The sequence below is a fragment of the Mesorhizobium sp. ISC11 genome, from assembly GCF_037162595.1.
Lineage (GTDB): Bacteria > Pseudomonadota > Alphaproteobacteria > Rhizobiales > Rhizobiaceae > Mesorhizobium > Mesorhizobium ciceri.
Map to the genome: position 1 here is coordinate 5,000,019 of NZ_JAVSPW010000001.1, position 13,671 is coordinate 5,013,689.

Consider the following 13,671-nt stretch of genomic DNA (forward strand, 5'->3'; position numbering starts at 1 on the left):
TCACATCACTTCAATGATCGGCGCGATCTCGACGCTGAAGGCCGGGTTCATCAGGATCGGGCAGTCCTTGGCCTTGGCGACGGCATCGTCGATGTCTTTCGCTTCGACGATCGTGTAGCCGGCGGCCGGATTGCTGCCGCCATTGTTCTCGACCTTGCCGCCGGGCAGCACCATCTTCGACATGCCGACCGGATTGCCGCCGTCGACCACGGCCGAGCCGAGCTTGCCGTACCAGCCGTTCCAGGCGTCCATTGCGGCCTTCCGCTCGGCCTCGTCGGTCGGCATCTTGCCCGAGCCATGATAGACGTAGAGATACTTCGCCATGTTCTCCTCCCTTGGTGAGCGGCATCGAACCGGCATGCGGTCATGCCGCCTGCCGATCATCGGACCAAACCGGCAAACAAGCAACGAGAATGCGACACTGCTAATATAACGCCCCGGTCTCGCCCCTGCCGCAATCCGTCACCTTGCCATGGCGTGGTATTCGTCGTTCGGCCGCATATCGATTGCCGCAGCCACTCGGTTCGACATGTTGAAGAAGGCAGCGGTCGAGGCGATGTCCCAGATGTCGCGATCGGTGAAGCCGGCCTGACGCAGCGCGGCCCGGTCGGCCTCGACGATCTTGGCCGGCTCTTGCGTCAGCTTGACGGCGAATTCGAGCATTGCCGTCTGCCTGGGCGAAAGATCGGCGGCGCGGAAATTCATCACCATCATTTCACCGAGCGGCGGGTCGCCGGAGAGCTGGCGCACCGCCGCGCCGTGCGCGGTCAGGCAATAATAGCAATGATTGATCGAGGAGACGGCGACCGCGATCATTTCGCGCTCCAGCTTCGACAGGCCGGACTCACCCAGCATCAAATCGTTGTACATGTCGGTGAAGGCGCGCAGCTTCTTGTCGTCGAAGGCATAGGCCCTGAGCACGTTGGGGACGAGGCCGAGCTTCTCCTCGCATTTGGCGAAATAGGTTTTTGTCGCCTCGCTCAGCTCTCCCTGGCCAAGATCAAGCGCGCTGATTTTGCCGGTCATGGGTCATTTCTCCTCGTTGCGCGGCATCTTGTCGCCAAATTCCGATAATTCTTGGCAAGCCGTCAAACCTTTGTCGCCAAACAGCGGTCATCTGCTACCATAGTCGTAAAAGCATTCGACGGGAGGGACGTGCGTCATGGCCAGCGTGAAATCCGCGAGCAAGCCGAAGAAAAAAGCCACGGCAGCGCTTAAAGCGGTGGAAAGGCCAGCCAGGCTTGCAGACTATCTGCTCGCCCGCGCGCCAGCTGAAGACATTGCTCCCTACGATGTGGCCGACCTGGAGCGGGCTGCCGATCTCGCCGGCCAGGCAGTCGCCGCTCACAAGAAAGGCGAGTGCGTCGTCGCCGTCGATGCCGATTCGGGCGTTGTGCGAGACGGCCGCCCGATGACGGTTGTCACGGTCGTCAACGACAACATGCCGTTCCTGTTCGATTCCATCCTCGGCGAGATCACCGAGACATCGGGCGAACCGACCCTGGTCACCCATCCGGTTATCGTGGTGCGCCACGGCAAGGGCGGCGTGGAAGAAATCCTCGGCGACGGCAATTTCGCCAAGGACGATGGCAGCCACGATCGGCTGAGCGTCATCCATGTCCACATCCCGCGGCTGACATCCGAGCAGGCGAGCGGATTGAGCGAGCGGCTGCGCAAGATCCTTGGCCAGGTCCATGCCGCCGTTCACGACTGGAGGCCAATGCTGGCCCGCCTCGATCAGGCGATCTCGGAATTCCGCTATACGGCCGTGCCGCTCGACAAGAAGAGCGTTGCCGAGGCTCTCGCCTTCCTAGAGTGGCTGCGCGACGACAATTTCACCTTCCTTGGCATGCGCGAGTTCAAATACACCGGCGGCGAGGAAAGCGGCACGCTGGAGCGCGCTGAAAAGCCTGGCCTCGGCATCCTGTCCGATCCCGACGTGCTGGTGCTCAGGCGCGGCACCGAAGCGGTAACGACGACGCCGGAGATCCGCGCCTTCCTGCATGGGCCGGAGCCGCTGATCGTCACCAAGGCCAATGCCAAGTCGTCCGTGCACCGCCGCATCTATCTCGATTACATCGGCATCAAGACCTACACCGCCAAGGGTACGCTCGCGGGCGAATTGCGCATCGTCGGCCTGTTCACCTCGACCGCCTACACGCGCTCGGTGATGAAGATCCCGTATCTGAGGTCAAAAGCCGAAACCATCATCGCCAAGTCCGGCTTCGACCGGCACGATCATTCCGGCAAAGCGCTGATCAACGTGCTGGAAAGCTATCCGCGCGACGAGCTGTTCCAGGTGCCGGTGCCGATCCTGCGCAAACATGCCGCCGCCATTTTGGGCCTGGTCGAGCGGCCACGCGTGCGGGCGCTGGTGCGCGCCGACCAGTTCGACCGTTTCGTGTCGATCCTCGTCTTCGTGCCGCGCGACCGTTACGACAGCGTCGTGCGCGAGAAGATTGGCTCCTATCTGAAAACCGTATTCGAAGGCCGGCTGTCGGCCTACTACCCGGCCTTTCCCGAGGGCGGGCTGGCGCGCGTGCACTTCATCATCGGCCGCTCCGGCGGCAAGACGCCGAAGGTCGAGCAAGCGACGATAGAGGCGGCGATCCGCGACATCGTGCGTACCTGGGAGGACGCCCTTTCCGATGCGGCCGAGGCCAGTGGCGGCGACCAGGCTTTGAAGGCGATCGCCGCGCGGCTGCCGGAAAGCTACCGCGATTCGTTCAGCGCGGCGGTGGCGCTGGCCGATGCCGGGCGCATTGCCAAGATCAGCGCCGGCAATCCGATCGCCATCGACTATTATCGCCATGCCGAGCAGAAGCCGCATCAGGCGTCGCTGAAAATCTATCACCATGGCAGCCCGGTGGCGCTGTCGCGCCGGGTGCCGGTGCTGGAAAACATCGGCTTCCGCGTCATCAGCGAGCGCACTTTCGAGGTCGGCGACGACCAGGTCGGCACGATCAATAGTGATCGGCCCGGCTTAGTCTTTATTCATGACATGGAGCTTGAGAACAGCTACGGCCAGCCGATCGACCTGACCGATGGCGGCGCGCTGTTCGAAGATGCGTTCCTCTCCGTCTGGCGCGGCGACGTCGACAATGACGGCTATAACGGCCTCGCCCAGACCGCCGGCCTGTGGTCTGGCGAGATCACCATCCTGCGCGCCTATGGCCGTTATCTGCAGCAGGTCGGCATTCCGCAAAGCCAGGATTTCATCGCCGCCGCGCTCAACCGCTATCCCGACATAGCGCGTGGCCTGCATGCGCTGTTCATCGCCCGGCTTGGCCCGACAGCGGAGACCGAAGGCGTGGTGGCCGCAAAGCACCTCAAGGCCAAGATCAAGGATGCGCTGGAGGATGTGCCGAACATCGACGACGACACCATCATCCGGCGCTACCTCAATCTGATCGAAGCCACGCTGCGCACCAATCATTTCGTTGCCGATACGAAAGAAAAGGGCCAGTCGCTGGCGATCAAGCTGGACTCGCACGCGGTCGAGGGCTTGCCGGCGCCGCGGCCGTGGCGGGAGATCTTCGTCTACGGCTCCGAGGTCGAAGGTCTGCATCTGCGCTTCGGTCCGGTGGCGCGCGGCGGCCTGCGCTGGTCCGACCGCGCCCAGGACTACCGCACCGAGGTGCTCGGCCTGGTCAAGGCACAGCAGGTCAAGAATGCCGTCATCGTGCCGGTGGGCGCCAAGGGGGGCTTCTATCCGAAGAAGCTGCCGATGAGCGCCGGCCGCGACGCGATCTTCGAGGCCGGTACTTCGGCCTACAAGAACTTCGTCTCCAGCCTGCTGTCGATCACCGACAATATCGGCCTCGACGGCGTCATCCCGCCGGCCGGCGTTATCAGACGCGACCTGGACGATCCGTATTTCGTCGTTGCCGCCGACAAGGGCACGGCGACCTTCTCCGATACCGCTAACGCGATCTCGGAGAAGCACGGCTTCTGGCTCGACGACGCCTTCGCCAGCGGCGGCTCGGCCGGCTATGACCACAAGAAAATGGGCATCACCGCCAAGGGCGCCTGGGAAGCGGTCAAGCGGCATTTCCGCGAGATCAACCGCGACATCCAGACCTCGTCCTTCACCGTCGTTGGGGTCGGCGACATGTCGGGCGACGTGTTCGGCAACGGCATGCTTTTGTCGCCGAAAACCCGGCTGATCGCGGCCTTCGACCATCGCGACATCTTCATCGATCCCGATCCCGACATGGCAGCCTCGATGGCCGAGCGCGAGCGCATGTTCGCGCTGCCGCGTTCGAGCTGGCAGGACTACGACAAGACGAAACTGTCGGAAGGCGGCATCATCGTCTCGCGCAACCAGAAATCGATCACCTTGCCGGCGGCGGCGGCGGCGGCGATCGGCCTGGCCAAGACCACCGCCACGCCGGTCGAGATCATGACCGCCATCCTCAAAGCGCCGGTCGATCTTCTGTGGTTCGGCGGCATCGGCACGTATCTCAGGGCATCGACCGAGACCAATGCCGAGGTCGGCGACCGCGCCAACGATGCCATTCGCATCACCGCGCTCGACGTCCGGGCGAAAGTGATCGGCGAGGGCGCCAATCTCGGCGTCACGCAGCGGGCGCGCATCGAGTTCGGCATGAATGGCGGCCGCTGCAACTCCGACGCCATCGACAATTCGGGCGGCGTCAACTGCTCCGACGTCGAGGTCAACATCAAGATCGCGCTGGCTTCCGCCATGCGCAAGGGGTCGTTGACACGCCCGGCACGCAACAAGCTGCTGGCCGAGATGACCGAGGAGGTCGGCTCGCTGGTGCTGTCCAACAACTACCAGCAGACGCTGGCGCTTTCGATCGCCCGCAAGCGTGGCCTCGCCGACATCGCGCATCAGAGCCGTTTCATGACAGCGCTGGAGGCGCGCGGCCTGCTCGACCGTGCCGTCGAGACGCTGCCGTCGCCGGCAGCGCTGGCCGAGCGCGAAGCGCGTGGCGAACCGCTGACCAGAGCCGAACTCGGCGTGCTGCTCGCCTATGCCAAGATCGTGCTGTTTTCCGACATCGTCGCCAGCGACGTGCCTGATGACGCGCATTTCGACCGCGACCTGATGGGCTATTTTCCCGACCAGATGGCGAAGAAATACGCCGCCGAGATCCATGGCCACAGGCTGCGCCGCGAGATCATCACACGGGTCGTCGCCAACGATCTGGTCAATCGCGGCGGCCCGTCCTTCGTCAACCGGCTGCAGGAGGCCACCGGGCGCACCGCCGCCGACGTGGTGCGGACCTTCGCGGTGGTGCGTGACGGTTTTGCCTTGCCGGCGCTCTATCGCGAGATCGACGCGCTCGACAACCAGATCGACGGCCAGGTGCAGCTTGATCTCTATCAGATGGTTAGCCGGCTGATCTATGTGACCAGCGGCTGGTATCTGAAGAACGATGCCGGCACGGCACCCCTCAGCCAGCGCATTGCCGAGTTGCAGGAAGCCCGCAAGGCGCTGGAGCCCAAGCTCGTTTCGCTGCTGCCGGCCTTTTCACGCGAGCGCATCGAGGAGAAGCGGCATGGGCTGTTCAAGGCCGGCGCGCCGGAAAGCTTGGCCGGGCAGCTGGCACTGAGCGAGGTGGCGGAACTCATCCCCGACATCGCGCTGACGGCGCGCACCGCCGGCGCCGATATCGTCGCCGCGGCCAAGGCGTTCTTCGCCGTCAGCGATGCCTTCCGCATTCCGCGTGTCGAGGATGCCGCACGCTCGATCACGCCATCGGACTACTACGATCAGCTGGCGCTTTCGCGCGCCACCGACACGATCGATGCGGCACGGCGCGGCATCGCGGTGGCGGCGCTCACCGGCCACGCCAAGACGGCCGATCCGGTGGCTGCCTGGCTGGACGCCGGCGGCGAGCGGGTGGCGCGCATCCGCGAGCGGCTGCAGGCGTTGACCGAGGGCGGCGACATCACCGTGTCGCGGCTGTCGGTGGCGTCGGGGCTGATGAGCGATCTGACGGGGATGTGAACCGTCCGTGATTGCCACACGCGTTGTCGGGTGCGTGTGGCGCCTTTTCCAATGTTGTCGGCGCTTGGCGTTCAGCAAGCTCACCAGGAATGTTTGAGGGTGCCGACGATTTTCAGCCGGTCGCCGTAGAATTCGGTCCCGTAATAGCTGGTTGTCAGATACTTCCGGTCGAACAGGTTCGTTGCGTTCAAGGCCAACGTCACGTCCTTGGTCATCTTGTAGCTAATCGCCGCATCCACCAGTGCGTAGCCGCCAATCGAAATGGTGTTCGCGTCATCCCCGTAGGTTTGTCCGATATAGCGCACGCCACCGCCGATGGTCAGGTCGCCACGCGGTCCTTCCTCGGGAAGCGTGTAGTCGACCCAGGCTGACGCCAGGTGGCGAGGAACGCGCTGCGGCCGATTGCCGGCATTCCCGCCAATACCGTCTTCCAGGATCTCGGCATCCCAGTAGGAATAGGCAAGCGTCAGGTTCAGGTTTTCCGCGATGGCGGCCTTGCCCTCGAGTTCGATGCCGCGGACGCCAACCTTGCCGATCTGCTGCTGGACAACAGGCGTGACATAGGTCGGAACATTGGTTTGGGTAAGGTCGAAGACCGCGGCTGTGAACAGGCCGTCGAAGCCGTCGGGCTTGTACTTGATGCCTGCCTCATACTGTTTGCCCTCCTGAGGCTTCAACGAGCCCGAGACCGCATACCCGTTGGCGCTTGGCGACACGAGCGGCTGGAAGCTTTCCGAATAGTTGGCGTAGACCGCGAGGTTCGGCGTGAATTTGTAGGTCAGGCCGGCGCGCTTGGTGAAGGCCGATGCGGTGTCGTCGTCCTGCGTTCCCAGATCGAGATAGTCCGCCGTCGTATGGACACGGTCCCAGCGCCCGCCCAGGGTGACGATCCAGCGGTCGTCAAACGTCAATTGCTCCTGGGCATAGACACCGACCGCCTGCTGCTTGACCCGCCAGTTCACATAGGGACCGAGGTTGATGCAGGACAGACCGCAATAGGTCGGGTTGTCGATGTCGATGGGGCCGGCAGTGCCGAAGAGGATGTTTTCATGGGTGTTGTCGTTGGCGTAGTCGACGCCGACAAGCGTCTTGCTGGCGACCCGGTCCCAGCCCGTATCGTATTGCAACTGATTGTCGAAGGCATAGCGGTTGGACAGGCCGCCGACGGAAAATGCCGTGCGGTCCGCCGTGGGGTCAAGCGACGCGCCGTAGACCTCGGCGTAGTCGAGGCTCAAATGCGTGTAGCGGGCATTGGAGCGGAAGGTGAGATTCTCGTTGAATTCATGTTCGAACTGGTAGCCGATATCGACCTGCTCGGTGTTGAAGCGGTTGAAATCCGGCTCGCCCAGGAAGGTGCCGATGTCGATATTGGCGCCGGCGGGGGTGCCGCGTGCGCCTGTGCCATCTCGCTTGTAATAGTCAGTCAGGATGGTGAGCGAGGTTCCTTCCTCGGGCTTGATGGTCAACGCAGGTGCGATGTAAAGCCGGTCGTCGTTGGAATAATCCCACCCTTGATCGCCATCCTTGGCCAGCCCGGTGAGCCGATAGGTCCACACGCCATCGGCGTCGATCGGCCCGCCAAAATCAACACCAATCTCCTTGGTGCCGTCGCCATAGGACGTGTAAATCTCCCCCTGCTTCTGGTCCAGCGGCCGCTTGGTAATGGCGTTCACCAATCCGCCAGGGCCGTTGAGACCAAAAAGCGTCGATGTCGATCCCTTTAGGACCTCCACGCGCTGAAGTCCGTAAGGTTCGAGACGGCTGGCCGTGAACCAGGCGGGGATGCGCGCCGTCAGGCCGTCGCGATAGGTACCGAGCGATGTCTGGTCGAAACCGCGGATGCGAATATAGTCGTATCGGTCATCGTTGCCGAACTCGTCGGTGAGGACGCTGGATGTGTAGGCTACGGCCTGCTGGAGGCTTTCGACATGGCGCGCCTCCAGTTCCTTTTGGGTTACAACTGAAACCGAGGCGGGAACGTCGACGATCGGCGCATCGGTCTTGGTGGCGGTCGCCGTGTCCTTGGCGACGATCGTTTGATCGGGCCCGCCAACGCGGTCCGACTTGCCGGTGACGACGATCGTTTCCAGTTGAGTTGCATCGTCCGGCGAAACGTCCTGGGCCCGGCCGGTCCCCACCATTCCAAAAGATGCCGCTATCAAGGCACTGCTCGCAATCAATCGCCTTGCCTGAATGCGCAACAATGCCTGTCGACCAATCGTCATCTCTTATTCCCTGTCAGACCAATTTCGAGCAGTTCGGCCGGTCACCGTTCCGGCCCTGCGCGAGCGCAATTAGTCAAAGCGGACAAAAAGAGTCAACTTAATAATCAAGAAATCACGCCGGCGACAATCGTTGCGAAGCAGGGGGTGGAGGACGGCGCCGGACCTACGGTCCGACTTCCCCCACGAGAAAAATACGGGCTTGGTTCGCGTAGCGGACGAAAGCCGGTTGCATGGCTTTCGAACAGTGAACGCCCGGCAGCGTCAAGGGTACGGCACCGAGCTTCGTTCATTGCATGAGGGCATGAAACATGCAGACATGGCGCCCGACACGGAACCGGTGCCGAGGGATCATGATGACGGTAGAGACAGTGCAGCGTGCGTCCGGGCGCGGCATCTGGGGATGGATGCTGTTCGACTGGGCGGCGCAGCCGTTCTTCACGGTCGTGACGACCTTCATCTTCGGACCTTACTTCGTCTCGCGCATGGCGAGCGATCCGGAGACCGGCCAGGCGGCCTGGGGCTACGGCATTGCCGCGGCAGGTCTTGTCATCGCCGTGCTGTCGCCCATCCTCGGCTCGATTGCCGACCAGACCGGCCCGCGCAAGCCCTGGATCGCATTCTTTGCCGCGGTCAAGGTCACCTGCCTTTGCATGCTTTGGTTCGCGGCCCCCGGTTCGAACCTTTTCCTGGTCGTGCTGTTCTTTTCGCTGGCGTCGGTCGCGGCCGAGTTTTCGACCGTGTTCAACGATTCGATGATGCCGCGCCTGGTGCCGAAGAGCGAGATCGGCCGAATCTCCAACATGGCCTGGGGCCTTGGTTATCTCGGCGGCATGATCGCGCTGATCTTCGTCGTCGCTTGCTTGGCCGGTTCGCCGGAGACCGGCAAGACGATCATCGGCACCGACCCGCTCTTTGGGCTCGACCCGAAGCTCGGCGAGGACGCGCGCGCAACCGGGCCTTTGTCAGCCGGCTGGTACTTCCTGTTCATCCTGCCGATGTTCTTTTTCACCCCCGATGCCATCAAGGGCCTGTCGATCGGCCCTGCGGTGCGAGAGGGGTTGGCGGAGCTGAAAGTGACGCTGGGCGAGGTGCGCAAGCGCAGCGGCATCTTCCGCTTCCTTGTCGCCCGCATGATCTATCAGGACGGTGTCAATGCGGTGCTGGCGCTGGGGGGCACTTTCGCAGCAGCGATGTTCCACTGGTCGATCACCGAAATCGGTATTTTCGGCATCATTCTCAACGTCGTCGCCATCTTCGGCTGCCTGGTTGCAGCCCGTCTCGATACGGCGCTTGGCTCAAAAACCATCGTCATGATCTCGTTGGTCCTGCTCAGCATCGCCACGATCGGCATCGTCTCGACCGGACCGGGCTATACTTTGTTCGGCCTCTGGATGATGCCTGGACCGGACAGCGGTGGCCTGTTCGGCACGGCAGCGGAAAAGGCCTACATCTTCTTCGGCCTGTTGATCGGTGTGGCTTTCGGGCCGGTGCAGGCGTCGTCGCGATCCTACATGGCGCGCAGCGTCACGGCCGCAGAATCCGGCCGCTATTTCGGCATTTATGCGCTGGCTGGACGGGCGACCAGTTTCCTGGCGCCGTTCATGGTCGCGTCCGTCACCCTGGCCAGCGGCTCGGCACGGCTCGGCATGGCGGTGATCGTGCTGTTCCTCGGGATCGGCATGGCGATCCTGGTCAAGACGCCCTATCCAGCGGACCGGCCGGCGGATTGAGTGGCACGATGAAAGGCTGGCGAACGCCGGGACGCTGCGGAGCAGCGGGGACCCGGCAGGGCGGATCGTCCACCGCCCGGCCCTTCGCGGGCTCAGGGCGTTCGAAGCTCGAAAAGCCAAGCAATTGGCTTTTCGTTTGCTGCGCGAACCGCTTCTCACCCCGCAAGGAGAGAAGGAAGAAGTGCGTCAATGCCTGAAATGCCGGACGCCCGTAAACACCATGGCGATGCCGTGCTCGTCGGCAGCGGCGATGACGTCCTTGTCGTTCATCGAGCCACCCGGCTGGATAACGGCAGTGGCGCCGGCGGCGATCGCCGACAGCAATCCGTCGGCGAAGGGGAAGAAGGCGTCGGAGGCGACGACCGAGCCCTTGGTCAGCGGTTCGGCAAGGCCGGCGGCCTCGGCGGCGTCGAGTGCCTTGCGGGCAGCGATGCGTGAGGAGTCGACCCGGCTCATCTGGCCGGCGCCGATGCCGACGGTGGCGCCGTCCCTGACGTAGACGATGGCGTTGGACTTGACGTGCTTGGCGATGCGGAAGGCGAATTTCAGGTCGGCCATTTCGACCGGCGTCGGCGCCCTCTTGGTCACCACTTTCAGTTCGAGGTCGTCGACGACAGCGTTGTCCCGGCCCTGGATGAGCAGACCGCCGGCGACGGATTTGACCGTCGTGCCCGGCGTGCGCGGATCCGGCAGCCCACCGGTGACCAGCAGGCGCAAATTCTTCTTCGCCGCGACGATGGCCGCTGCCTCGTCAGTGGCGCCGGGCGCTATGATGACTTCGGTGAAGGTTTTTACGATCTCTTCCGCCGCCTCGGCGTCGAGGGTGCGGTTGACCGCGACGATGCCGCCGAAGGCCGAAACCGGGTCGCAGGCGAGCGCCTTGGCGTAGGCGGCTTTCAGCGAGGTGCCTTCGGCAACGCCGCACGGGTTGGCGTGCTTGATGATGGCGACGGCGGCGGAACGCGCCGGATCGAACTCGCCGACCAGCTCGAAGGCGGCGTCGGTGTCGTTGATGTTGTTGTAGGACAGCTGCTTGCCCTGCAACTGACGCGCCGTGGCGACGCCCGGCCGCTTGTCGCCATCGATATAGAAGCCGGCGCTCTGATGCGGGTTCTCGCCATAGCGCATCACCTCGACCAGCCTGCCGCCAAAGGCACGCCACGTCGGGTGTTCGATCTCGAGCGCTTCGGCGAACCAGCCGGAGATCGCCGCGTCATAGCTGGCGGTGCGGGCGAAGGCCTTGGCGGCCAGCTTCTTGCGGAAATCCAGCGACAGCGAGCCGATGTTCATCTCCAGCGCGTTCAGCACCGAGGCATAGTCGCCGGGATCGGTGACGATGGCGACATAGGCGTGGTTCTTGGCCGAGGCGCGGATCATGGCCGGGCCGCCAATGTCGATGTTCTCGACGATCGATGCGTAGTCGGCGCCGGAGCGGCGGACCTCCTCGAACGGATAGAGATTGGAGACGACGAGATCGATCGGCTCGATGCCGTATTTGCGCATTGCCGCTGAATGCTCCGGATCGTCGCGCACGCCAAGCAGCGCGCCATGCACGCCGGGATGCAAGGTCTTGACGCGGCCATCCATGATCTCGGGAAAGCCGGTGAGCTCGGAGACGTCGCGCACCGGAAGGCCCGCGTCAGAGATCGCCTTTGCCGTGCCGCCGGTCGAGACCAGCTCGACGCCTGCGGCTGCCAGCGCCTTGGCGAAATCGATGAGGCCGGTTTTGTCGAAAACGGAGAGCAGGGCGCGGCGCACGGGAACCAGGTCTGGTGCGGGAATGTTCTTGGCGGCGACGGCCATGGGCTGGCGGCCTTTCACGACTGGTGTGGTGGATGCCCGCGCCCGTAGCACATGCCGCCCGGAAATCAAACCGGCGGTCAGGTAGGTCAGTTGTTTTCCGGATAACCGGCGATGCTGGTGCGGGTCAGCTGCCAGTGGACTTCGGCGATTTCCGAGGCCTTGAAGGCAAGCACGATCTGGCGGCTGCGGCGCGGGCCGCCAAGACCGGCGAAATAGATCGATTCCTCGACCTCCGGCACCACTTCGGCCGATGTGAACACCCAGGTGTCGGCCTGATCGGCGGCCAGCACCAGGCGGTCATGCTCGTCCTGCAAAAGGTTGACATCGGGATGAACGTGGAAGCGGACGGTGACGAAGTCGCGGCCATTGTTGCGGATCGCGGCACTGCCGGGGCGCTGGAAGCGGTCCCGGCCGGCCAGCACATTGCCGTTCGACGACAGCTTCAGCTCGCGCTCATGCAGGAAACCAAAGCGCGCGACATAGCCGTCATGGCGGGCGATGAAACCCTGAACGCCTTTCTGATCGGTGCGCTTGCACTGCACATGCTGCGGGCCGCCGATCAACGGCGAACCGAGCAGGTCGTTGACGCGCAACGAGTGGCTGAAGCGCGCCGACGAGGTGTCGTTGATGGTGGCGGTCGAGTGCGCGGCGGTGGCGCGCGCCAGCGGCCGGAATTCAGCCGCGCCGTAGGTGTCGATGCCGGCATTGACGATGTAGTGCTGGCGCCCGGACGACAGTTCGAAGGCAAGGCAGCTGGCATGTGCGGCATTGGACACGTCGACCGGCGGCGGCGGGCCGGTGTCGGCGATGACCGTGGTGCCGCCCATAGACAGGCGCTCATAGCCGGAATGCGGCGCATGCAGCAGCGGCGCGCCAGCGGTGTCGTCGTGGCGCAGGATGGTGGCGATGCGGTCGTGGATGGTGGCGCCCATGCCGTTGAAGCGGGCGAGGCTGCCATCCTGATGGCGGAAGAAGCGCAGCGCCGGCAGCATGCGGTCGATGGCGCCGATCAGCGCCTGCGGCGGCGTTTCCGCCTGGTTGGCATAGGTCTGGCGCAGCGGCAGAAGGTCGGCGAGGATTTCCAGGACGACCATCGGATTGCGCGAAATGTGCCCGCCATCGGCGAGGATCTGGCGGTCGAGTTCCTCGGCAAGGTTGCGGGTCGCGCCACGCAGCGCCGATGCCGGCGCCGGCAGGGACAAGGCAGCGAAGGCGAGCGCGATGCGGGCCCGCAGCCTGTCCTTGCCGTCGGGCATTTCGCGCGCCATCGACCTGAGATAGCGGATCTGCATGGCAACCGACTTCAGGAAGGCGCGGTAGAAAGGGAACTCGGCGCCCTGCAATACGACCGAGGAGTGCTGCAACCAGGCGATGATGCGCTTGGCCGTCGTGCCGGGCTCCCAGGCGATGCCGGAAATATGGCTGCCATGCATGGTGATCCAATCGGAGACCAGGGCGCGGGCATTGGCAGCGGCAAGCTCCGTGCCGGCGGCGCGCATATGGCGCAGCCAGCGAAAGCCGTGCAGCGTCTTCTGCCAGCCGTGATTGGGCACGTTGATCTGGAAAGGCGACTTGCCGCCGGTCTCGACCAGATGCCCCGACAGGGGATAGCGGCCGTAATAGATCTCGAGTGCGATCTGCGGGTCGGCGAGGCGCAGGTCCGGCGGTGCGATCAGCACACGTTCCGGCGTGCGGCCGGAATAGCGCCAGCGATAGACAGGCCCGGCGCGCAGGCGCCGGCGCGTTTTGCGCCAGAACTCCTTCGCGACAAGCGTCCACAGACGCGTCGTGCTGCTGGCAGCCAGTGCCAAAACCCCTCCTGATCGTCCTCTACCCCGGCGCCGAGTCTACATGATTGCACGATTCGTGCGAAGGCGAATTCCACGAGCCCGGGCCGGTTCACCTGCTTCTGCCGCCGGTCCTGCCTAAAAAAGGC

Annotated in this window: 7 protein-coding genes; 2 read left to right on the forward strand and 5 right to left on the reverse strand. The window is 63.9% G+C overall.

Annotation, left to right across the window (positions count from 1 at the left end):
- Entirely contained in the window at window positions 1-324 is a 324-nt protein-coding gene (locus tag RPF88_RS24335) for a hypothetical protein (RefSeq protein WP_013529006.1), read from the reverse strand.
- Window positions 325-462: 138 nt separating this feature from the next.
- On the reverse strand, window positions 463-1,026 hold the full coding sequence (locus tag RPF88_RS24340; RefSeq protein WP_013529007.1) for a peroxidase-related enzyme: 564 nt from the start codon (window positions 1,024-1,026) through the stop codon (window positions 463-465).
- A gap of 136 nt (window positions 1,027-1,162) precedes the next feature.
- Here RPF88_RS24340 and RPF88_RS24345 point away from each other — a divergent pair, with 136 nt between their 5' ends.
- A complete protein-coding gene (locus RPF88_RS24345; RefSeq protein WP_013529008.1) occupies window positions 1,163-5,977 on the forward strand; it encodes an NAD-glutamate dehydrogenase in 4,815 nt (1,604 codons plus the stop codon).
- An 80-nt stretch (window positions 5,978-6,057) separates the two neighbouring features.
- Here the strand turns inward: RPF88_RS24345 and RPF88_RS24350 are convergent, their stop codons facing one another.
- Window positions 6,058-8,202: a TonB-dependent siderophore receptor gene (locus tag RPF88_RS24350; RefSeq protein WP_337123353.1), complete on the reverse strand. Its 2,145-nt coding sequence runs from the start codon at window positions 8,200-8,202 to the stop codon at window positions 6,058-6,060.
- Window positions 8,203-8,555: 353 nt separating this feature from the next.
- Between RPF88_RS24350 and RPF88_RS24355 the strand changes: the two genes are divergently transcribed.
- The gene (locus tag RPF88_RS24355; protein WP_337123355.1) at window positions 8,556-9,932 is read left to right on the forward strand and encodes an MFS transporter; all 1,377 of its coding nucleotides are present in this window, start codon (window positions 8,556-8,558) and stop codon (window positions 9,930-9,932) included.
- Window positions 9,933-10,118: 186 nt separating this feature from the next.
- On the opposite strand, the gene purH is transcribed toward RPF88_RS24355, so the two are convergent.
- Together purH and RPF88_RS24365 are read right to left on the reverse strand one after the other, a co-directional pair.
- Window positions 10,119-11,735 carry a bifunctional phosphoribosylaminoimidazolecarboxamide formyltransferase/IMP cyclohydrolase gene (gene purH, locus RPF88_RS24360; RefSeq protein WP_024504206.1) on the reverse strand — a complete coding sequence of 539 codons (1,617 nt, stop codon included), beginning with the start codon at window positions 11,733-11,735 and terminating at the stop codon, window positions 10,119-10,121.
- Between the two features lie 86 nt (window positions 11,736-11,821).
- Window positions 11,822-13,546 carry a heparinase II/III family protein gene (locus RPF88_RS24365; RefSeq protein ID WP_013529012.1) on the reverse strand — a complete coding sequence of 575 codons (1,725 nt, stop codon included), beginning with the start codon at window positions 13,544-13,546 and terminating at the stop codon, window positions 11,822-11,824.
- Between the last annotated feature and the right edge of the window lie 125 nt (window positions 13,547-13,671).

Coding starts and splice junctions, on each gene's coding strand:
- RPF88_RS24335 (WP_013529006.1), bottom strand. CDS start 324: ATGGCGAAGTATCTCTACGTCTATCATGGCTCGGGCAAGATGCCGACC.
- RPF88_RS24340 (WP_013529007.1), bottom strand. CDS start 1,026: ATGACCGGCAAAATCAGCGCGCTTGATCTTGGCCAGGGAGAGCTGAGC.
- RPF88_RS24345 (WP_013529008.1), top strand. CDS start 1,163: ATGGCCAGCGTGAAATCCGCGAGCAAGCCGAAGAAAAAAGCCACGGCA.
- RPF88_RS24350 (WP_337123353.1), bottom strand. CDS start 8,202: ATGACGATTGGTCGACAGGCATTGTTGCGCATTCAGGCAAGGCGATTG.
- RPF88_RS24355 (WP_337123355.1), top strand. CDS start 8,556: ATGACGGTAGAGACAGTGCAGCGTGCGTCCGGGCGCGGCATCTGGGGA.
- purH (WP_024504206.1), bottom strand. CDS start 11,735: ATGGCCGTCGCCGCCAAGAACATTCCCGCACCAGACCTGGTTCCCGTG.